Genomic DNA, 21905 nt, shown 5'->3' with positions numbered 1-21905 from the left:
GCACCGACGCACACTGAAAGTGCATGGCAAGCGATAACTACCCACGAATATCACTCTCTGAGGAAAACATCATGAAATCCAAATCCATCCTGCTCGTCGCTCTGTTGTCCGCTTTGACACTGCCAGCTTTTGCGCAATCGCCTGCCGCTGCGCCTGCTACCAAGCCAGCCGCAACAACCACGACAACCACCACGACTGAGGCAACAACACCTGCCAAGCCAAAGGCCAAGCACGTCAAGAAGGCAAAAACCAGCAAAACTGAAAAAGCAGCTCCTGCAGCAACCCCGACTGCCGCAGTACCTGCCAAGTAATTGCATAGCAATACCCATGCCCGACGGTAATTGCCGTCGGGTTTTTTTACGTCTGAAGGAAAGTTAAGCGGCGTGGATGAAAATGAAAATGCAGAAGAGGCCTTATTGCGGTGCCATGAAATACGCATCCTGCCAGCGCAAGAGTACGCGCCCCGGTCCTTCGCTGATGACGCCGCAATCATGGCCGATGCCAGCTGCGTAGACCATCGCCTCCGCCGCAGTGACCAGTGGCAGATAAGGACGCTCCCAGGCGGGAATGTCGAGCGTTTGATAGTGATATTTCAAACTCTTGGCGGGACGGTTGGCGGCAATCCGGAGTCGTTCGCCGCCGCTACGATAAGCCAGCGCCAGCGGCTGCGCGCGCAGCCAGTCGGGATCGATTCCGGTCAAGGCCGGTTCGATATGCAAGGTACCGCCATACGCCGGCATGTCCAGCTGCGATTCGCCGTTCCAGCGGAACAGGCTCGCTTCCATTTCTTCCGGCACTGGGGCGCGGCGCGGCGTCAGGTACACCCGGTCGCGGTGACGTCGAATATGGCAGGCAGGATGCGTGACGCACAACTGGGCGCTGGATTTCGCTTCCAGCAATTGACTGCGTAATTCTTGCAACCACGCCGATGAAGGCATGCGCAAACCGCGTTCGGCAAACCAATAACGCAAGAGGTTATCGAGCCGATCGGCATTCAGTTCTGCCAGTAATGGCACGTTCAAGGTTGAACCCTGCGCGCAGCGCGCCAGATCCTGCTGCGCCAGTTCGACCAACAAGCGCTGTGCCGCCTGCATGTGACGAGCGGCGCGGGAAAACCGGTGCTGGAAGCCGGGAAAGCTGGCGTCCAGCACCGGCATGACCTGGTGCCGCAGCGCATTGCGGGCATAACGGGTATCGGCATTGGAGGGATCTTCAACATTGGTAATGCCCTGTGCTTGGGCATACCGTTCGAGATCGCTGCGGGCCAGTGTGAGTAGCGGCCGGGCAATCAGCAGTTGCGCATCGCCCAGCAAAGCAGCGGCGGTATTGGCGCTATCCATGCCGGATAAGCCGGCAACGCCTGCCCCGCGCAACAGTTGCAGCAAAACGGTTTCGGCCTGATCGTCCAGATGGTGCGCGGTCAGCAACAAGCTCACCTGATGCTGGCGACACAGTTCGCCCAAGGCAGCGTAGCGTCCGAGGCGAGCGGCTTCTTCGATGCCGCTGTCTTCGCTGTTGTGCAAGGCGATACGGCGGGCATCGAAACGCACACCGCGCTGCGCGCAGGTTTGCTCGCAATGCGCCAGCCATGCATCGGCTTGCTCGTTAATACCGTGATGAATATGAAAGGCCAGCAACGTCACGCCATGCCGTTGCGCGAACGACTGCGCGATATCGAGCAAAACAGAAGAATCGAGGCCGCCGCTGTAAGCCACCGCGACGACCGGAAAGCGTGCGACGAATGCCGCTTCGGGCAAGGGCGGCGCTTCGCTGTTGCCGGGGGCAGACAGCGCAGCAGTCGTAGTCGTAGTCGGGATGAGTTGGGAGGGTGCTGCGTGTTCGCGGGCTATCCGGTACAGCGTCTGTTCGACGCCGGCGGCGATAGCCGTTGCGGCCGCGGGTTGTGCTGCGGCCATCTTAGTCCTGTGGATTCAGTTCCTTGAATTTGCCGTAGCTCATCAATTTTTCATGGCGCGCGGCCAACAAATCCTTGCTCTTGACACCCTGGAACTGACGCAAGGTATCGGCCAGCGCCCGCTTGAGCAGCGAAGCCATCTGTTTTGGATCGCGATGCGCGCCGCCCAAGGGTTCGGTGACGATTTTGTCGATCAGGCCCATGGCTTTCAAACGATGCGCCGTCAGACCCAGCGCTTCGGCGGCATCGGAGGCGCGGTCGGCCGTTTTCCATAAAATCGAAGCGCAGCCTTCAGGCGAAATCACCGAGTAAGTGGCGTATTGCAGCATCAGTACCGAATCGCCGACCGCAATAGCCAGCGCCCCGCCGGAGCCGCCCTCGCCGATGATGGTGGCGATCAGCGGCACTTTCAGTTCGGCCATGACGTACAGATTGTGGCCGATGGCTTCCGACTGGCCGCGTTCTTCGGCGTCAATGCCGGGGAAGGCGCCGGGGGTATCGACAAAGGTGAAAATTGGCAGACCGAATTTTTCGGCCACTTTCATCAGTCGCATCGCCTTGCGGTATCCCTCGGGCTTGGGCATGCCGAAATTGCGCAGTGCGCGTTCCTTGGTATCGCGTCCTTTTTGATGACCGATGACCATGCAGGCCTGGCCGTTGAAGCGGGCCAGTCCACCGACGATGGAAAGATCGTCGGCATAAGTACGGTCGCCGTGCAGCTCATGGAAGTCAGTAAACATCTGGTTGACGTAATCCATGGTGTACGGCCGCTGCGGATGGCGGGCGATTTGCGATACTTGCCAAGGGGTGAGCTTGGCGTAGATGTCTTTGGTCAACTGCTGGCTTTTCACCACCAGGCGGTCGATTTCTTCGGAGATATCCACGGCTGAATCGTCTTGCACAAAGCGGAGTTCTTCGATTTTTGAGTCGAGTTCCGCGATGGCTTGTTCAAAGCCGAGAAAGGTCGTTGTCGATTTGCTCATCCTGTTCCTTCAGGCCAATAAATTGGCAGATGTAGTGCATGAATACGAATACACAATTAATAAACTACCGGGACCGGTTCCAGACTGCGCCACAGATACCAGGTGGCAACGGTACGCCACGGTTCCCAATTGGCGGCCACTTCTCGCGCATCGCTGCGTGAAACGGGCTCGCCGGAAAAATAATTATTACTAATGCCCTTGAGCAAGCCCACGTCGTCCAGCGGCAGAATATTCGGACGCAGCAGATTAAATATCAGGAACATCTCCGCTGTCCAGCGTCCTATGCCGCGAATCTGGATCATTTCGGCAATCACGTCCTCGTCGGCCATCTCTATCCACTTATCCGCATGGACACGCTTGGCCTTGAAATGCTCGGCCAGGTCGAGGATGTACTCCGCTTTGCGCTTGGACAGACCGCATAATGCCAGATTTTCATTTCCGGCCTTCAATACCTGTGCCGGCGAACATTTGGGGCAGACCAGCAAAAACCGTTGCCAGACCGCTTCGGCCGACTTGGTCGAAATTTGCTGACCGATGATAGAACGCGCCAAAGTGGCAAAAGCTTCACTGCGCCCGGTCAAATGCAAATCACCGAATTGCGGTATCAGTTTACGCATGATGCGGTCGCGCTTCATGAGTTCGCTTTTGGCTTGCTCCCAGTAATCAGGCACGCGATAGATCGCGTCGGGGGGAGTCTTTCCAACGGCGCTCAACTTCTCCGCCATGCGGTTCGACCGCCGGATTGATCTTCCAGCACGATGCCATCGGCCAGCAAAGCGGCGCGGATACCGTCGGCAGCGGCAAAGTCTTTTGCTGCTTTGGCGGCGGCGCGGGCGGCAATGCGCTCCAAAATTACGACGTCATCGGCAGCATCGGCACTGCCGGCATCCGCAGGACGTCCCTGCAGAAAGGCCGTCGGATCGCGACCGAGCAAACCAAGCACTCCGGCCAGCGCCTTGAGTTGCGCGGCCAGCAGCTGCGAACCGGTGCGATTGACTTCATTGGCCAGGTCGAACAAAACGGCCAGTGCCAGAGGGGTATTGAAGTCATCGTTCATGGCCTCGACGAAACGCACGGCGTGCGCCTGCAAGGGGTCGATAGCGATGGGGTCCGGCATGTCCACTTCTTTCAGCGCGGTGTACAAGCGACTCAGCGCCTGGCGGGCGTCATCGAGATGGGCATCGGAATAGTTAAGCGGGCTGCGGTAGTGGGCCCGCAAAATGAAGAAGCGCACCACTTCGGCATCGTAATTTTTCAGTACATCGCGGATGGTGAAAAAATTACCTAGCGACTTCGACATTTTTTCATTGTCGATGCGCACAAAGCCGTTGTGCATCCAGTAATTCACGAAAGCATGGCCGTGCGCGCCCTCGGACTGTGCAATTTCGTTTTCATGATGGGGAAATTGCAGATCCTGTCCGCCGCCGTGAATATCGAAATGCTCGCCCAGCAGATCGCCCGCCATGGCGGAACATTCAATGTGCCAGCCGGGACGTCCCTGACCCCATTGCGAATTCCATTTGACTTCCTCTGGCTCATTCGTTTTGGCGGCCTTCCACAGCACGAAATCGAGCGGATCGCGTTTGCCGGTATTGACCTCCACCCGCTCACCGGCACGCAGATCGTCGAGCGATTTTCCGGACAGCTTGCCGTAGCCGGGAAAGTCCCGTACCGAATAATTGACGTCGCCATCCTCGGCCAGATAGGCCAGTCCGTTGCGCTCCAGCTGGCCGATCAGGCCCAGCATCTGCGGCACGTAAGCCGTCGCACGCGGTTCATGGTCGGGCTTTTGCACGCCGAGCGCGGCGGCATCCTCATCCATGGCGGCAATAAAACGGGAGGTCAGCTGACCGATGGTTTCCTTGTTTTCCAGCGCGCGCCGGATGATTTTGTCGTCTATATCGGTGATATTGCGGACATAAGTGACGGCCAGACCCGACGCCCGCAACCAGCGCTGGACCATGTCGAACACCACCATCACACGGGCATGACCGAGGTGGCAATAGTCGTAAACGGTCATCCCGCACACATACAGGCGTGCCGTTCCAGGAACGATGGGGACAAAAAGCTGCTTCTCACGCGCCAGCGTGTTATAAATTTTTAGGCTGCTCATCAATGGGGAAAATTTGTTTCGACTGATCGTTGTTGCATAAGGGGAGTTACATCGCGCTGTTTTCCGCATCGGTGTATTACATGCGGCAAACAATACGGGAACAACAAGATTGCCAAAAGCTTTTTACAGGCTTCTTTGTTAAAATGCTTCTTTTCGTTCGAGTATAGCATTGATGAAAATACCGCTCTCCTCCTATAACAACAAATTGCGGTTTCGCTTGCACGGGATATGGAGCAAGCCTTCCATCCAGCTTGGCATGCTTGGTTTCCTGGCAATATTGCACCTGGGTCCGTCTGCGGCCGGTGAGGTCGAGGACGTCAACAAACTGATGCGCAGCGGAAAATTGAGCGAAGCGCTGGGTAAAACCGACGCCTTGCTGGCGCGCCATCCACGCGACGCCCAGCTGCGATTTTATCGCGGCCTGATCCTGGCGGAACAAAACAAATCAGTCGAAGCGATTGCCGTATTCGCCAAACTGACCGACGATTTTCCCGATTTACCCGAGCCCTACAACAACCTGGCCGTGCTGTATGCCGCGGCAGGCCAGTACGACAAGGCGCGCGTAGCGCTCGATATGGCCATCCGTACCAACCCCATCTACGCCACCGCGTATGAAAATCTGGGCGACGTGTATGCCAAACTGGCCAGCCAGGCCTACGACAAAGCACTGCAAGCCGATACCGGCGGTACGGCAGCGCCTCCCAAGCTCAATCTGGTACGGGCTCTGAGCGGCAACTTTACCGGCGGCACCAATCCTAAACTGGCCAGCAACGCGGAACCATTCAGTTACAAGGAAACGCCGCTCCCAGCCAAGGTGGAGCGCAAGCAGGACAAACCAGACCTTACCCCGCCCCCAACAGCCAAAGCGGACGTGAAACCGGATGTGAAGCCAAACGTCAAGCCGGCCGCACCTACCGCATCGAAACCAGAAACGAAACCGGAAACCAAGCTGAAACCGGAGCTGCCGCCGCTAGCCTCGGCGAAACCCAAGCCGGCTGAAAAACCCGTAGATAAACCGGTCGACAAGGCGGCTGAAAAAGCCGCAGCCAAAGCCAGCGAAAAAGCGGCAGCGACAGCCAAAGGCAACGACAAGGCCGCAGAAAAAGCCGCCGCCAAAGCTGCTGATAAAGCAGCAGAAAAAACCGCCGGCGTGGATACCCAGGATCGCACCGCCATCATGTCGGCCATCAATGGCTGGGCCAAGTCGTGGGGCGATAAGGACGTCAAGGGCTATCTGTCTTACTACAGCGCCGATTTTGAACCGCCCAAAGGCGAAACCCGCAAACAGTGGGCTGAGGGCCGCCGCGCGCGTATTGAAAACAAGGGCAGTATTGATGTCCATGTCGAAGCCTTCAAAATTACCGCCAAGGCTGGCAATGCAGTAGTGAGTTTCCGTCAGATTTATACCTCCAACCGCCTCACGGCAGATACTCGCAAGACGCTTGTCATGGTTAAACAGGGTAATCGCTGGTATATCAAACAAGAACGCACCGGAGGATGACAATGAACGCGAGGCCCTCTCTCGGAAAAACGGCATCCGGCTGCGCCCGGCTGCTACTGGGTCTGAGTGCGCTATGCATGCTCAACGGCGAGGCTGCCTCCCCGGCGCCGCAGCCGTCGATGCAGGCGACGATCCAGCAAAATCCCGAGACCTTGCTACGTTCGATCTACAAGGATATGGCGGCCGACCGGCTAAGCAGCGCTCAGGCCAAGGCCGATGCCTTGGTGCAGGCCTATCCGAATTTCCGGCTCGGCCACCTGGTCCGGGGCGACCTGTTGATGATGCACGCCCGGCCTGTCAATACGCTGGGTGCGGTCGCCGATGCCCCGCCGGAAAAACTCAAGGATTTGCGCGCCGAAGCCATCGTCCGACTGAAATCTCAGCAACACCGGCCTGACCCGCAGATGATTCCCAAGTCGATGCTGCAGATTGGCGACGACCAGAAAAACGTGTTGTTCGTCGATACCAAGCGTTCGCGCCTGTATGTGTATGAAAATCATGGCGGCGAATTAAAACTGCTGTCCGACTTCTACATCTCGCAAGGCAAGCTGGGCGTCAATAAAACCAAGGAAGGCGATCAGCGCACGCCCATTGGGGTGTACTACGTCAACGGCCGCATACCCGGCCCCAAGCTGCCCGAGTTTTACGGTCCCGGCGCGCTGCCGCTCAGCTATCCCAATGAATGGGATAAACGAAACGGCCGCAGCGGCTCCGGCATCTGGCTGCATGGCACGCCATCGAACAACTACAGCCGGCCGCCACTGTCTTCGGACGGCTGCGTCGTGCTGACCAATCCCGATCTGCAAAGCTTGTATGCGCTCACCGCCATGGGCAAGACAGCAGTCGTCATCAGCGAACACGTCGAGTTCATCGACAAGGAAGACTGGGCCCGTGAAAAAGCCAGCGCCAACAAGCTGCTCAACGGCTGGCAGCAGGCGCTGGAAGCGCCGAGTACTGAAAAATTGCTAGGCAGTTATTCCGCCAACTTTCGCTCCAATATTGGTGAAAATCTGAGCGCCTGGTTCGCCCGCCAGCAAAAAATGCTGAACGGCGCGCGTATCCAGAGCGTCAAGTTGCACGATATAAGCCAGTTTCTTTATCCGGGACGCGACGACATGATCGTCAGCACCTTTACCCAGGAAAGCTGGGTCGGCAAAAGCAAAAGCATCACACGCAAGCGCCAGTACTGGGTCAAAGAAGGCGCTGAATGGAAAATCGTTTACGAAGGAATTGCCTGATGTCTCTCACCACCATAAAAAAAATCACTCCCCGCCGCGTTATTTTGTCCGGCATGGTCGCTGCAGCATTGCTCGCGCTGTCGCCCTTGCCGCCGGCATCGGCTGCCACCGCTGCTGCTGCCCAGCAAGTCTTGCTCAAGACGTCCATGGGCAATATCGTGATCGAACTTTACCCGGAGAAAGCGCCTGAGACCGTCGCCAATTTTCTGCGCTATGTGAAAGATGGCCAGTACAGTGGTACCATTTTCCATCGCGTCATCAGCGGCTTCATGATTCAGGGTGGCGGGTTTGACAGCAACATGAACGAAAAGCCCACCCGCGCGCCCATCCGCAATGAAGCCAAAAACGGACTGAAAAACCAGATTTACACCATTGCCATGGCCCGCACTGGCGCGCCCCACTCCGCCACGGCGCAATTTTTCATTAATGTCGCCGACAACAGCATGCTGGATTACCCGGGTAGTGATGGATGGGGCTATTGCGTCTTCGGCAAAGTCATCAGCGGCTCCGACGTGGTCGATAAGATCAAGCAAACGTCCACCACTAACATGGGCATGTTCCAGAATGTGCCTACCAAACCGATCGTCATCGAGACGGCAAGCCTGGTCAAATAAGGCCTCCCAATCAGGATCGCTTTTTTTGCGTTCCCTTTTACCCCTCCATTTTTAAGGATGTTTTCATGGCTGTTCTGCTTACCACGAATCACGGCAATATCACGATAGAACTCGATGCTGAAAAAGCACCAAAGACGGTTGAGAATTTTCTCGCCTATGTCAATAGCGGCCACTACAACGGCACCATCTTCCACCGTGTCATCGACGGTTTCATGGTCCAGGGCGGCGGTTTCGAGCCAGGCATGAAACAAAAGCCAACCAATGCGCCAGTAGAAAATGAAGCTGGAAACGGTTTGAAGAACACGCCGTACACCTTGGCCATGGCCCGCACCAGCGATCCGCACTCAGCTTCCGCGCAGTTCTTTATCAATATCAAGAACAATGGTTTTCTGGATCATCCTGGTCAGGACGGCTGGGGCTATTGCGTTTTCGGCAAGGTGACTGAAGGCACCGATGTGGTCGATAAAATCAAGGCCGTCAAGACGACGCGTACCGGCATGTTTGCCGATGTGCCAAGCGAAGACGTCGTGATTGAAAAAGCTGAAGTCATCTAAACGGTCATCATGCCCGCTCTGAACTCGATCAGCGCAGCGCAACCTTCCACGGTTGCGCTTTTTGTTTCCGACTTGCATTTGCAGGCGTCGCTGCCGCGCACGGCCGACCGCTTTTTCCGCTTCCTGCAAGAGCAGGCAATGCAGACAAGCCAGTTATTCTTGTTAGGCGACATTTTCGAATACTGGGCCGGCGACGACGATCTCACTACCCCCTTCAACCATACCGTAGCGCAAGCGCTGCGGCAGGTCAGCGACGCTGGCGTGGGGATATTCTGGATTGCCGGCAACCGCGATTTTCTGGCCGGTGCCGATTTTGCTGCGGCAGCAGGCTTAACGCTGCTGCCCGATCCCTTTGTTCTCGATAGCGCAGGTCTGCGTATCGCGCTGGCGCACGGCGATGCGCAATGTACCGACGATACGAGCTACATGGCCTTCCGCCAGCAGGTCCGGCAGGCAGACTGGCAAAAGACTTTCCTCGCACTGCCGCTGGCTCAGCGCAAGGCCATCATTGAAGGCTTGCGCAAGAACAGTCAGGCCGCTACCAGTGAAAAAACGGAAGAAATCATGGATGTGAATGGCGCGGCGATCGATGCGCTATTCGATAGCGTGGATACCAACATTCTGATTCACGGCCATACGCATCGCCCGGCGCTGCATGTCCATGCCGGCGCAAACGGTGAACGCCTGCGTTATGTCTTGCCTGATTGGGATTACGATGCCGAACCTGCAAGAGGGGGCTGGATCACGCTAGGTGGCGATGGCGTATTGCAGCGTTACGATGTGGATGGCGAAATCATCCCGGGATAAGTAAGGGAAAACTACTCTGCTGAAGGCACTCAGTACTAGTAAAAAAAAGGGCAGCAGAAGCACCTGATTGCGCCGACAACATTGAGCAGCGCTGTAAAACGCTACAAGGTCAGCGCGACTACCCACCCCTATTAGTCCACCAGTTTGTTCAACTGCTCGGCGTTGAATTTTTCTATTTCCAGCAATTTTTCACAGGAAATCCCTGAAGCTTTCAAAGCTGCCAGTACCGTATCCATCTGCTTTTGCTGCACTGTCGCTTGCTGAATCAAGCCATGCAATGCCTTGGATAGCGGATCGTCGCCGTTGACCGTCACGCCGTAGGCGGTAAACAGCTCAGTGGCCGTCGTCACACCGTCAAGCTTATCGCCGGCGCTCTTTTGCACGATTCGGGCCGGATTGCCCACTGCCGTTGCGCCAGGAGGGACTTCCTTGACGACCACGGCATTGGAACCGATCTTGGCACCTGCGCCGACGGTAAATCCGCCTAATATCTGCGCACCGGCCCCCACGATAACGCCGACATCCAGTGTCGGATGGCGTTTACTGCCCTTGGTCAGTGACGTTCCGCCCAGGGTAACGCCCTGATAAATAGTGCAATCGTCCCCTACCACGGCTGTTTCACCAATCACCACACCAAAGCCATGATCGATGAAAACCCGGCGGCCAATGCTGGCTCCGGGGTGGATTTCTATGCCGGTGAACCAGCGCGCCACTTGAGATATGAACCGCCCGGCCCACTTGAGTCCCATCCCCCAGCACCAGGCTGCCAACCGGTGCAGCATGATGGCGTGCAAGCCGGGATAGCAAGTCAGCACCTCCCAGGCATTGCGGGCCGCAGGGTCGCGTTCGATGATGTGGTGAATGTCTTCACGCAGTCTGCTAAACATAAATCAGAAGTCGTTAGTTGGAGGAATCAGAAGCGCGAGCGCAGGCAAGGCGGGGCCTTGTTATTTTTCAGCCGCCATCCGTTGGCGGCGGGCTTCAAACAGGCAAATCCCGGAAGCCACCGAGACGTTCAGGCTTTCCACCGCGCCAAACATCGGGATGCTGACTAACACATCGCAAGTTTCGCGCGTCAGGCGGCGCATGCCCTCGCCTTCTGAACCCATGACCAAGGCCGCTGGTCCGCTGAATTCGGCTTCATACAAGCCCTTTTCGCCATCGTCAGTCATGCCGATGAGCCAGATGTCGCGCTCTTTGAGTTCGCGCAGCGTGCGCGCCAGATTGGTTACGGTGATGTAAGGCACCGTTTCGGCTGCGCCACTGGCAACCTTGGCGGCGGTGGCGTTGAGTCCGACAGCGCGATCCTTAGGCGCAATCACGGCATGCGCGCCAGCACCATCGGCCACGCGCAGACAGGCACCCAGATTATGCGGATCGGTAATGCCGTCGAGCACCAGCAATAACGGTGGGCCGTCAATCGCATCGAGCAACTCGTCCAGATTGCGCGCCAGCGACAACTCACCTGCTTTGGCAACCACGCCCTGATGGCGACGGGTACCGACGATATTTGAGAGGCGCTGGTCGTCGGCCATGATGATGCGCACGCCGAAAGACTTGGCGACACTGATCAATTCCAGCATGCGGCGATCGGTGCGATCGGCGTCAACATAAATTTCTTCCACACTGGAAGCTTCATGGCGCAAACGCGCTGTCACTGCATGGAAACCGAAGACTATTTTACTTTTCATGATCTGACTTTATTTTGTTGCAGCAGACGCAAAACGCCGCTGATGGTTCGATATCGGCACGGCAACGAAGTCGCTGCCAGTGCCGTTGAAATAGAGAGAGGATGCCTGACGCCGGAAGCAGGAAATGCCTGCTACGCACCTCATAAGGAGTTACACGGCAAGCCTTCCCGACGGTAAGCGGTCTTAGCGTTTTTTGCTCGGGCGAGAAAAACCTTTGCCGCTGCGTTTTTTCTCTCCCGTCGCTGCCTTGACTTTAACGCTTTCGGGCTTGGCCTTGGTCGCCGCTTTACCCGGTTTTTCTGTGGTATTACGGGGAGCGCCGCGACCGCCTTTTTCCGAATCAGCACGCCGTGATTCATTTTTCAGCACGGTATGAATGCCGGGTTCGGTGACCAGACGCAAATCGATTTTGCGTGCATCGAGATCGACCCGGCTGACCTGCACCGTCACGCGGTCGGTCAACTGATAGCGAATCCCCGTGCGCTCGCCGCGCAATTCGTGGCGGGCTTCGTCGTACTGGAAGTAATCAGCACCCAGCTCGGTCACGTGTACCAAGCCCTCGATGAACAAGGTATCGAGCTGCACGAAAATACCGAAAGTGGCGACGCTGGAAATGGTACCGGTGAATTCTTCGCCCAGTTTGTCGCGGATGAAATAGCACTTGAGCCAGGCTTCGACATCGCGCGAAGCTTCATCGGCACGCCTTTCGTTGGCCGAGCAATGCACGCCCAGCGCTTCCCATATGGCGGAGCCGCCTTCCTTGCGTTCATTGCCAGCCGCTTTGTCTTCCGCTTGCTTCCTGCGCGCTGCAGGTGACAGCAAGGTGTTGAGCGACGACGTGTCCATGCCCTTTGGCTCGTAACGCTTGCCTTGCAGGATGGCCTTGATGGCGCGGTGCGTCAGCAGATCGGGGTAGCGACGAATCGGGCTGGTGAAATGGGCGTAAGCGTCGTACGACAAACCGAAGTGACCGATATTATCGGGACTATAGACGGCCTGCTGCATGGAACGCAGCAGCATGGTCTGTACTAGCAAGGCATCCGGCCGCGCTTTGATTTTCGGCATCAGTTCGGCGTAATCGGAGGCAGCCGGCTTGTCGCCGCCGCCCAGATTGAGGCCGATCTGTTTGAGGAAAGTCCGCAATTGCGTCAGCTTTTCCTTGGTCGGGCCGGCATGCACGCGATACAAACCGTGATGCTTGTTACGCGCCAGCAAGTCGGCAGCGCAGACATTGGCGGCCAACATGCACTCTTCGATCAGACGATGAGCGTCGTTACGGGTACGCGGCAGGATTTTTTCAATCTTGCCTGCGGCATCGCAGACGATGTAGGTTTCGGTGGTTTCAAAGTCAATCGCTCCACGCGCGTGACGTGCCAGCAACAGGGCCTGAAACACGGCATGCAGGTTCAGCAGATGCGGCACCAGACCGGGGCGCTTGGCGGCTTCCGGTCCCTTGGTGTTGGAAAGGACGGCGGCAACTTCGGTGTAGGTCAGACGTGCGGCGGAGTGAATCACTGCCGGATAGAACTGGTAGGCCTTGATGTCGCCCTTGGCGGTGATGACGGCATCGCATACCAGCGTCAGGCGATCCACGCCGGGATTGAGCGAACATAGTCCGTTGGACAGTTTTTCCGGCAACATCGGAATCACACGACGCGGGAAATACACCGAGGTGCTGCGTTCCAGTGCATCGACATCGAGAGCATCGTTGGGTTTGACATAGTGACTGACGTCGGCAATAGCGACAATCAGACGGTAACCGTTAGCGCGACCGATCTTGACCGGTTCGCAGTAGACCGCATCATCGAAGTCGCGGGCGTCTTCACCGTCGATCGTGACCAGCGGCACGTCGCGCAAATCAACGCGTTCCTGCAAATCAGCGGCACGGACTTCCTTCGGTAGTTTGGCCGAGAGTTTTTGTGCGGCATCGGAGAATTCGTGCGGTACGCCGTATTTGCGCACGGCGATTTCAATTTCCATTCCGGGATCATCGATGTCACCCAGGACCTCGACAATTTTCCCTACCGGCTGCGTATAGCGCGACGGTTGCTCCGTCAGTTGCACGCTGACTACCTGCCCTACCTTGGCCTTGCCCGGAGGCCCCGCCAGCAGGACATCGTGGCCGATGCGCTTATCTTCCGGGGCGACAATCCAGACACCGTTTTCATTAAGCAGGCGTCCGATGACATGGGTATTGGCCCGTGTGACGACTTCAACAATGGTGCCTTCAGGACGACCGCGGCGGTCGGTGCCGATCAGGCGCGCTTTGACGCGATCGCCGTGCATGACCTTTTGCATTTCTTTTTCCGGCAGGAACAGATCCGCACTGGCGTCGTCGGGGATCAGGAATCCGTAGCCGTCGCGATGACTGCTAACGCGGCCTTCGACGAAATTGGGGGAATTCGTTAATTGATAATTGCCAGCCCGGTCGAGTTTGATCTGGCCATCGCGCTCCATTGCATTGAGGCGACGAGTCAAACCATCCATTTCTTCGGGTTTGACGCTTAGCGCGGCAGTCAGTGCAGTGATGTTTTGCGGCTCGGACGAGGTGCGCAGGAGGCCAAGAATTTCTTCGCGGCTGGGGATGGTGTAAGAGTATTGGCTCAAAAGGGTTTCTGCGAGTTATTGTTAGTCAGCTGCAAATCAGCTGGAAATGAGACGGCGGCTTGTGCATTTGCACCTTGCGCCGCAGCGAGTAAGCCTGCGTCATAAACTTCTCTACGCGACCGCCGGGACGTTTGCGTCATGATGCATAGTAGCTGAAAGCTGGATTTCGATCCCATAGCTCGTCAGTGTACCGGACTGCAGCAACATTTGCCTAATCGATGACAAATCAGCGCTTCTCTAAAAAAATAAATGCCGAACTTTGTCGATAACAGCTTGACATTCCATCCACATCAGTTAAAATCGCGTCCTTCACGTAATAGCCCACGTGGCGGAATTGGTAGACGCGCATGGTTCAGGTCCATGTGCCTTAGGGTGTGGGGGTTCGAGTCCCTCCGTGGGCACCAGAATACGAAAGGCCGGTTGATTTGATCAACCGGCCTTTTTCGTTTTTGATGATCCCATCATCTAAAAAATGCCAACACACCTTTGGCCGAGTGGGTGCCGGTTGGGTGATCAGGCAGGCTTACCCAACTTTCGGCATGCGCTTTCCATATAGGGACCGCTCTCGGACTCCCAGGCGCTGCCCGGCGTGATTTGAGCGCAGGTAAGTGTCTTATCGACTATGTTCTTCCAGCGATACCATGGTGCAGAGCCAGCATTTGCAGCCGCACAAACGCTCACCAAAACCAGCAGTGACAAAAATTTGAATTTCATGATGCTCCTTAATGGATGCCAAAAATCGAGTGGAAATGCAAGGCTCTGCGCAGTATTGTACCAATACCGCGAAAGCGACCGAGGCGGTTCTTGCCACCAAGACAATAAATACATACCCCACCACGCAATCTCCGATTGACCTCTTCCCGCATAGCTCGTATGATTCGGCTTCGCTTGAGTTGCCGCGAAATTTTTACGGCAACACATTCAAGCCCACGTGGCGGAATTGGTAGACGCGCATGGTTCAGGTCCATGTGCCTTAGGGTGTGGGGGTTCGAGTCCCTCCGTGGGCACCAAAATACGAAAGGCCGGTTGATTTGATCAACCGGCCTTTTTCGTTATGAGCATCTGACAATCACAATAAAAGAAAGAGCCTGCAGCAGCAGGCCCTCCACGCAAAAATCTTGCACAAAATCACGGTCAGGCTGGCGACTCCCCTTTTTTGATCCAGGCAGCAAGCTGATGTGGACCAAGGCCGTCGTAATCTTCAAACGGCTGGTGTATCCAGGGATTCGTTGGCAAATGCTCACCGTAGTAATCTGGCTCAACCACAGAGCAGGCTTTCCACCAGATCACTGCGGATTTGACTTCCGTCACCGCCGGATAATGTTCCTTCAGATGGGTCTGCACACGCTGCAAAGTCACGCCGGAGTCCACCAGATCGTCGACCAAAAGAATGCGACCACCCAAGCTGCCTTTGGTAATCGTAATGTATTTGGCAATGTCGAGATCACCTCGAACGGTTCCGGCAGACTCGCGATACGAACTCGTCGACAGAATCGCCAGCGGCACATCGAAAATACGCGAAAATACATCGCCCGGCCGTAAGCCGCCACGCGCCAAACAAAGTACCTGGTCGAAGCGCCAATCCGATGCGTGCACTTTCAGCGCCAACTGCTCGATACTGCGATGGTATTGCTCCCAAGAGATCCAGAGATCTTTGTCGTCAGAGATTTTCATTATTTTTGAGCCCGGCTTATGCAGCGCAACCCGTGCGCCGCATACGGTGATTATTTGAATGGATGACGCAACACGATGGTTTCTTCGCGGTCGGGACCGGTAGAAATCATGTCGATAGGAACGCCCACCAGCTCTTCGATACGCTTGATATAGGCGCGCGCAGTAGCAGGCAAGCCTTCTAGCGTTTGAACGCCGACAGTCGACTCCGTCCAGCCTGGCATTTCTTCATAGATCGGCTGACATGCTGCGGCTTCTTCCGCGCCGACTGGAAAAATATCGACTTGCTTACCATTGAAGGTATAGCCAGTGCAGAGCTTGAGTGATTCGAGCCCGTCCAGTACGTCCAGCTTCGTCAGGCACATGCCTGACACGCCATTGATCTGGACCGAACGCCTCAACAGAGCCGCATCGAACCAGCCGCAGCGACGCGCCCGACCGGTGACGGTACCAAATTCATGACCAACACTAGACAAATGTTTGCCAACACCCTCTTCAGTCGACAATTCGGCAGGAAATGGTCCTGAGCCTACACGGGTGGTGTAGGCCTTAGTAATCCCCAGCACATAATGCAACATGCCAGGGCCGACACCTGCACCGGCAGCAGCATTGCCAGCAACGCAATTGCTCGAGGTCACAAACGGATAGGTGCCATGATCGACATCGAGCAGACTGCCTTGCGCGCCTTCAAACAACAGACGAGCTCCATTTTGATGCGCCACATGCAGATCGTTGGAAACATCGCTCACCATAGGACGCAGACGCGGCACATTCGCCAGGGCGTCATCCAGGGCTTTTTGATAATCGACTGGCTGTGTTTTCAAGTACTGGGTCAGCACGAAATTGTGATAGTCCAGATTTTCCAGCAATTTTTCTGCGAACCGTTTTTCATTCAACAGATCGCCAACGCGAATGGCGCGACGGGCGACCTTATCTTCATAGGCTGGGCCGATGCCCTTACCGGTGGTGCCGATTTTGGCTTCGCCACGCGCCGCTTCGCGCGCCACATCCAATGCAACGTGATAAGGCAAAATCAGCGGGCACGCCGCAGAAATTTTCAGACGCGACGCGACCTCTACACCCGCAGCTTCCAGCTTGTCTATTTCGCGCAGCAAATCAGGTACGGACAACACAACTCCGTTACCGATATAGCAGGCGACGCCGGGGCGCATGATGCCGCTAGGAATCAGTTGCAATGCGGTTTTTTTCCCGCCAATCACCAGCGTATGACCTGCATTATGGCCGCCCTGAAAGCGAACTACGCCTTGCGCATGATCCGTCAGCCAATCAACAATTTTCCCCTTGCCCTCATCGCCCCATTGAGTACCGATGACGACGACATTTTTCGCAATATTTTTCTGTGACATAGCTCAACCTACCTGTTTGATAATCCAATTTTTATTATTCCACTCGACCACCCGGTCACAGTCGAATTCGTCCTGATCGTTCTCATGCCCGGGTAAAGTCTGAATGACTGTCTCACCTGCGGCACGCAAGAAGGCAATTTTTTCAAGCAAATCAGCTTGCATGCCCCAAGGTGCGCGTATTGCGCGTTTGCGCTCCGCTCCCGGCATCAATCTGGCCAGCTCCCGCAAGTCCATTGAAAAGCCCGTGGCCGGACGCGCGCGGCCAAAAGCTTCGCCGACATGGTCGTAACGGCCGCCTCGTACTACCGCGTTCGGCAAACCCGGCACGTAGGCGGCGAACATGACGCCGCTGTGATAGTGATATCCGCGCAAATCGGCCAAGTCGACGGTGACGGTAGTAGCACCCCCGGCGAGTTGCACCAGCGACTCCAGTTCATCGAGCGCTCGAGTGATGCCCGGTTTAGCAGGCAGAATTTGTCGCGCACGTTGCAACACAGTGCGATCGCCGTAGAGACCCGGCAATGCCAATAGTGCCGCACGTGTTGTAGCGTCATAGGCAACACTGATGACGTCCAGTTCTGGCAAATCCTTAGACTGGAGCAATTCGAACAGTCGTGCCTCGTCTTTGCTAGCTAAGGAGTCGTCAGCGATTAGCGCCCGCAGTACTCCGACATGACACAAATCCAGACGCACTTGAGTGATACCGGCTAAAGCCAGCGAAGCCAGCGCCAATTGCTGAATTTCGGCATCGGCCTCTAGCCCGGCATGGCCATAGAGTTCTGCACCGATCTGCAAAGGTTCGCGGGTGGCATAGAGCCCGGATGGACGAGTTTGCAGCACGCTTCCTGCGTAGCACAAACGAGTCACGGAATTCCGATTGAGCAAATGCGCGTCGATTCTGGCAACCTGGGTCGTCATATCGGCGCGAATACCCATCGTACGGCCAGATAACTGATCAACCAACTTAAACGTACGCAAATCAGTATCCTGCCCGGCCCCCGTCAACAGCGACTCCAGGTATTCGAGCAAAGGAGGCATGACCAATTCATAACCGTAGAGGCGAAAGTGATCCAGCAGGCCACGCCGTAACTCTTCAATTTTGCGGGCTTCCGACGGCAGGACGTCAGCAATATTTTCGGGCAAAAGCCAATTCGGCATAAGATGAAATCAAACAGGGAAAAAATGTCAGGGTCAGCTTTGGCGCTTTCCGCAAAATAAGAGGCCAGCCCTTAAATCAAATAGGGGCCAGCCTTACCGGGGGGGACTAAAAGTGAGAACTGCCTGCTACGTCATCGGCAACGACAAGTACCGATCGCGAGGCTCTCTTATTTTTTACTACTGCCAGCGGACGCAGTGCCTGATCCCTTGAAGTACTTAAAGAACTCGGAACTCGGATCAAGAACCATAAGATCAGAACGATTTTTGAAGCTGGCGCGATAGGCTTCAAGGCTGCGGTAGAACTTGTAGAACTCCGGGTTCTGACCAAAGGCCTGTGCATAAATTTGCGAGGCCTTTGCGTCACCAATACCACGCGTGCTTTCTGCATCGCGATAGGCTTCCGCTAATATCACTGTACGTTGGCGGTCAGCATCAGCACGGATTTGTTCTGATTCTGCCGAACCAGTGGAACGCAGTTCGTTCGCAACCCGTACGCGTTCTGATTTCATCCGCTCATAAACCGAATTATTAATCTGGTCTACATAATCTACACGTTTGAGACGGACATCAACGATTTCAACGCCGATTTGCTTGGCTTCAGCCGCAACCTTGCCTTTCAAGGCACTCATGACTTTTCCGCGTTCGCCAGAAATAACTTCACGCACCGTGCGCTTGGTAATTTCCTCATTCAATGCAGCCTTAACAATTTGCGACATACGATCCTGAGCTCTCTTCTCATCGCCATTAAAACTGATGAAATAGAGCCGCGGCTCGACAATACGCCATTTGACGAATGCGTCCACAAGGATATTTTTCTTTTCCGCAGTAATGAAGCGGTCAGTATCCGGAGAATCGATAGTCAGGATGCGCTTATCCAGATAAATGATGTTCTGAAATGGCGGTGGCAGTTTGAAATATAGGCCCGGAGTGCTAACTATTTGCTTAATTTCGCCTAGAGCAAAAACAATGGCGTACTGCCTTTGATTCACAACGAACACGGTAGACGACAATAACCAGATAGCAATAATGATGGCAACGACGGCGCTGATAAGTCGGTTCATTTAACGTACCTCCCGATCGCGAGTATCTCTGGCACGAGAGTCTGCCGGATAGGCTACGGCAACCTCCGCAGCACCCACTGCCGCTGGCGTTGGTAAAGTTACCGTTGACTTAGCGGGTTCTGCTGCAGTTTGCGACATCAGCTTATCGAGTGGCAGATAAAGCATATTGCTGCCGTTTTTAGCATCAACCATAACCTTCGTTGTGTTCGCAAATATCTGCTGCATAGTTTCCAAGTACATACGGTCTCTCGTCACGGCAGGAGCCTTTTGATATTCGGTAAGCACTTGTTTAAAACGAGATGCATCACCCTCTGCGTTGGCTACCACGCGTGCACGGTAAGCTCCGGATTCCTCAATCAGACGCGAAGCCGCTCCGCGCGCCTTGGGAATCACGTCGTTAGCATAGGCCTGGCCTTCGTTCTTCAGCCGCTCCCGATCCTGCCCTGCTTTCACCGCATCATCAAACGCTGCCTGCACCTGCTCAGGTGGCTGTACGCCTTGCATGGTCACATTGGTGATTTGCACACCCGATCGGTAGCGATCAAGAATTTGTTGCATCAATTGGCTCACATCCAGCGCCACTTTTTCACGGCCTTCATACAAAACAAAATCCATCTTGCTTTTACCGACAATTTCTCGAATCGACGTTTCCGCAACTTGACCAACCATGTCTTCCTGACCACGATTATTAAAAATCCAGTCAGCGGCATTTTTGAGGGTGTATTGAACGGCAAATTGTATATCGATGATATTTTCATCATCGGTCAGCATCAGAGATTCACGCGGCTGTTTATTTTTCGTGCTGCCACGATAACCAATTTCAACCGTACGCACCTGTGAGACATTCACTGTTTCATGTGACTGAATCGGTGCAGGCCAACGCCAGTTAACGCCCGCCAATGTTGTGTGGCTATAACGGCCAAAGGTCATGACGACACCGGTCTGGCCTTCCTGCACAATGAAGAACCCACTAGCCAACCACAAGACGACGACAACAGCTGCAATCAAGCCGACACCAATACCTGTGCTTTTCATGTCGCGCTTATTAAAGCCATCACCTTGATCGGGTGCGCCGCCCCCTTTTTTCCCGCTCAGCAGCCGGCTCAAGCGCTGATTGAAATCGCGCCACAACTGATCAAGATCAGGCGGGCCATCCGCACGCTGATTGTCACGTTGATTGTCGTTGTTGGGAGCAGGACGTTTTCCATCCTCTTTTGAACCGCGTCCCCATTGAGGATCATTCAAAGAGAATTTGACACCCAGTTTTCTGAATAATGTAACAAGCATTAGTTGCAATCGGCTTAATGAAAATAGGTGGAATGCTCATGTGAGCCTTTACTACCATAGCTAAAACTATGGCCTTGCACTATTTATCTGTAGTAATTGTTACAGTTTTCGATGCTTATAATGCCCGCCTGCAAGGCTGCTCAGGTGGACAGATTTTCTACTACATTGCCTGCCGACGAGCGAGCCGCACTTTGAACGTTCCTTGCCTTGAGCACATCACTAACGGCAAATCGCAAAAAATCCAGACCTGCACCCGTTTTTGCGCTAGTGAAAACCCGATGAATTCTATCATATTCATCTCTTTCAATCCCCGGCTCCAAACCTGCCGCATCAATCTTGTTCCAAACTAAAATCTGAGGAATATGATCTGCCCCGATTTCCTTGAGTACCAGATTGACCTGCTCAATCTGCTCCATTCGAACCGGGCTGGCCGCATCGACCACATGCAACAACAGATCGGCATGAATAGTTTCTTCCAGCGTCGCTCGAAAAGCGGCGACTAGCTGATGCGGGAGCTCCCTGATGAAACCGACCGTATCCGACATGACGACGTGACCAGCCTCCCCCAGATAGACCCGACGGGAAGTCGTGTCTAAAGTTGCAAACAATTGATCCGCAGCGTAAACGCCGGCTTTAGCCAGCGCATTAAAGACTGTGGATTTCCCCGCATTGGTGTACCCGACCAGAGACACAGAAAAAGCTGCGCTGCGACCACGAGCACGGCGCTGAGTAGCATGCTGGCGACGCAATTTTTCTTGCAGTGCGCGCAAAGCCTTAACTCGTTCGCCAATCAGTCGCCGGTCAGTTTCCAGCTGTGTTTCTCCCGGCCCACGCAAACCAATACCGCCTTTTTGCCGCTCCAGATGGGTCCAACCACGAATCAATCGGGTCGACAAGTGTTGTAACTGAGCAAGCTCAACCTGAACTTTACCCTCGTGACTCTGGGCTCGCTGGGCAAAAATATCCAGGATCAGGCTAGTACGATCAAGAACACGAATATTGAGTACGCGCTCAAGATTGCGTTGTTGCGCCGGCGACAAAGCATGATTGAAAATCACGATATCGAGGCCAAGCTCAACAACCGCATCGGCGACCTCTTGAGCCTTACCGGAACCCACAAACAAAGCCGCATCAGGACTTGAGCGCTTACCCGTAATGGTCGTCACGGGTTGGGCGCCAGCGGACTGAGCAAGCAGGAATAACTCATCCAGACTAGCGGCAAAATCACCCTTGCCAAAATCTAGTCCTACCAGTGCAGCGCGCATCTTAATAAACGGAAATATTACTGGACACATCACGGCTAAATTGTCGACCAATCGGGGAGACAATGGCGGATGC

Annotated in this window: 20 protein-coding genes and 2 tRNA genes; 8 read left to right on the top strand and 14 right to left on the bottom strand. The window is 55.1% G+C overall.

Translation table 11 applies throughout. The annotated features are described in order from the left end of the window. The first annotated feature begins 71 nt into the window (after positions 1-71). A complete protein-coding gene (locus RGU70_RS09895; protein WP_322209229.1) occupies positions 72-311 on the top strand; it encodes a hypothetical protein in 240 nt (79 codons plus the stop codon). A gap of 102 nt (positions 312-413) precedes the next feature. Here RGU70_RS09895 and tilS read toward each other — a convergent pair whose 3' ends face one another. From tilS to cysS, 4 genes are read right to left on the bottom strand one after another with little or no spacing between them, the layout of a single operon-like run. Then, complete coding sequence (tilS, locus tag RGU70_RS09890) at positions 414-1916, bottom strand: tRNA lysidine(34) synthetase TilS (RefSeq protein WP_322209228.1); 1503 nt, start codon at positions 1914-1916, stop codon at positions 414-416. A 1-nt stretch (position 1917) separates the two neighbouring features. Then, positions 1918-2898, bottom strand: a complete 981-nt coding sequence (locus tag RGU70_RS09885; protein WP_322209227.1) for an acetyl-CoA carboxylase carboxyltransferase subunit alpha — start codon at positions 2896-2898, stop codon at positions 1918-1920. A 56-nt stretch (positions 2899-2954) separates the two neighbouring features. Then, positions 2955-3623, bottom strand: coding sequence for a DNA-3-methyladenine glycosylase (locus RGU70_RS09880; RefSeq protein ID WP_322209226.1), 669 nt, complete (start codon positions 3621-3623; stop codon positions 2955-2957). Continuing rightward, complete coding sequence (gene cysS / locus RGU70_RS09875; RefSeq protein WP_322209224.1) at positions 3608-5011, bottom strand: cysteine--tRNA ligase; 1404 nt, start codon at positions 5009-5011, stop codon at positions 3608-3610. Before cysS ends, RGU70_RS09880 begins: the two co-directional genes overlap by 16 nt. Positions 5012-5183: 172 nt before the next feature. Between cysS and RGU70_RS09870 the strand changes: the two genes are divergently transcribed. The 5 genes from RGU70_RS09870 (at position 5184) to RGU70_RS09850 (ending at position 9725) form a co-directional block, all read left to right on the top strand. Beyond that, the gene (locus tag RGU70_RS09870; protein ID WP_322209223.1) at positions 5184-6512 is read left to right on the top strand and encodes a tetratricopeptide repeat protein; all 1329 of its coding nucleotides are present in this window, start codon (positions 5184-5186) and stop codon (positions 6510-6512) included. Positions 6513-6514: 2 nt separating this feature from the next. Next, positions 6515-7750 carry a L,D-transpeptidase family protein gene (locus RGU70_RS09865; protein WP_416186502.1) on the top strand — a complete coding sequence of 412 codons (1236 nt, stop codon included), beginning with the start codon at positions 6515-6517 and terminating at the stop codon, positions 7748-7750. Between the two features lie 53 nt (positions 7751-7803). After that, positions 7804-8364 carry a peptidylprolyl isomerase gene (locus RGU70_RS09860; protein WP_416186561.1) on the top strand — a complete coding sequence of 187 codons (561 nt, stop codon included), beginning with the start codon at positions 7804-7806 and terminating at the stop codon, positions 8362-8364. Between the two features lie 65 nt (positions 8365-8429). Beyond that, positions 8430-8918, top strand: a complete 489-nt coding sequence (locus RGU70_RS09855) for a peptidylprolyl isomerase (protein ID WP_322209221.1) — start codon at positions 8430-8432, stop codon at positions 8916-8918. A 9-nt stretch (positions 8919-8927) separates the two neighbouring features. Continuing rightward, a complete protein-coding gene (locus RGU70_RS09850) occupies positions 8928-9725 on the top strand; it encodes a UDP-2,3-diacylglucosamine diphosphatase (RefSeq protein WP_322209220.1) in 798 nt (265 codons plus the stop codon). Positions 9726-9856: 131 nt separating this feature from the next. On the opposite strand, the gene cysE is transcribed toward RGU70_RS09850, so the two are convergent. From cysE to rnr, 3 genes are all read right to left on the bottom strand, one after another. Next, complete coding sequence (cysE, locus tag RGU70_RS09845) at positions 9857-10612, bottom strand: serine O-acetyltransferase (RefSeq protein WP_322209219.1); 756 nt, start codon at positions 10610-10612, stop codon at positions 9857-9859. A 60-nt stretch (positions 10613-10672) separates the two neighbouring features. Continuing rightward, positions 10673-11416, bottom strand: coding sequence for a 23S rRNA (guanosine(2251)-2'-O)-methyltransferase RlmB (rlmB, locus tag RGU70_RS09840; protein WP_322209218.1), 744 nt, complete (start codon positions 11414-11416; stop codon positions 10673-10675). Positions 11417-11599: 183 nt separating this feature from the next. Continuing rightward, complete coding sequence (rnr, locus tag RGU70_RS09835; RefSeq protein WP_322209216.1) at positions 11600-14023, bottom strand: ribonuclease R; 2424 nt, start codon at positions 14021-14023, stop codon at positions 11600-11602. Between the two features lie 319 nt (positions 14024-14342). Here rnr and RGU70_RS09830 point away from each other — a divergent pair. Beyond that, positions 14343-14427 (top strand) — tRNA-Leu (locus RGU70_RS09830). 109 nt (positions 14428-14536) lie between these two features. Here RGU70_RS09830 and RGU70_RS09825 read toward each other — a convergent pair. After that, positions 14537-14737 carry a hypothetical protein gene (locus tag RGU70_RS09825; RefSeq protein WP_322209215.1) on the bottom strand — a complete coding sequence of 67 codons (201 nt, stop codon included), beginning with the start codon at positions 14735-14737 and terminating at the stop codon, positions 14537-14539. Positions 14738-14948: 211 nt separating this feature from the next. On the opposite strand from RGU70_RS09825, the gene RGU70_RS09820 reads away from it, so the two are divergent. Further along, positions 14949-15033: transfer RNA gene (locus RGU70_RS09820), tRNA-Leu, on the top strand. A gap of 124 nt (positions 15034-15157) precedes the next feature. Here the strand turns inward: RGU70_RS09820 and RGU70_RS09815 are convergent. The 6 genes from RGU70_RS09815 to hflX form a co-directional block, all read right to left on the bottom strand. Then, positions 15158-15697: a phosphoribosyltransferase gene (locus RGU70_RS09815; RefSeq protein WP_322209214.1), complete on the bottom strand. Its 540-nt coding sequence runs from the start codon at positions 15695-15697 to the stop codon at positions 15158-15160. 50 nt (positions 15698-15747) lie between these two features. Then, on the bottom strand, positions 15748-17061 hold the full coding sequence (locus RGU70_RS09810) for an adenylosuccinate synthase (protein ID WP_322209213.1): 1314 nt from the start codon (positions 17059-17061) through the stop codon (positions 15748-15750). 3 nt (positions 17062-17064) lie between these two features. Beyond that, complete coding sequence (locus RGU70_RS09805) at positions 17065-18219, bottom strand: ATP phosphoribosyltransferase regulatory subunit (protein ID WP_322209211.1); 1155 nt, start codon at positions 18217-18219, stop codon at positions 17065-17067. 167 nt (positions 18220-18386) lie between these two features. Further along, positions 18387-19280 (bottom strand): protease modulator HflC, encoded by an 894-nt coding sequence (gene hflC, locus RGU70_RS09800; RefSeq protein ID WP_322209210.1) that lies wholly within the window; start codon positions 19278-19280, stop codon positions 18387-18389. Next, a complete protein-coding gene (gene hflK / locus RGU70_RS09795; RefSeq protein WP_322209209.1) occupies positions 19281-20567 on the bottom strand; it encodes an FtsH protease activity modulator HflK in 1287 nt (428 codons plus the stop codon). 140 nt (positions 20568-20707) lie between these two features. Continuing rightward, positions 20708-21832 (bottom strand): GTPase HflX, encoded by a 1125-nt coding sequence (gene hflX / locus RGU70_RS09790; protein ID WP_322210756.1) that lies wholly within the window; start codon positions 21830-21832, stop codon positions 20708-20710. Positions 21833-21905: the final 73 nt, after the last annotated feature.

The sequence above is a fragment of the Herbaspirillum sp. RTI4 genome (assembly GCF_034313965.1).
GTDB lineage: Bacteria > Pseudomonadota > Gammaproteobacteria > Burkholderiales > Burkholderiaceae_D > Herbaspirillum.
The sequence above is the reverse complement of the archived record's forward strand: the minus strand, read 5'-3'. Positions and strand labels throughout refer to the sequence as shown.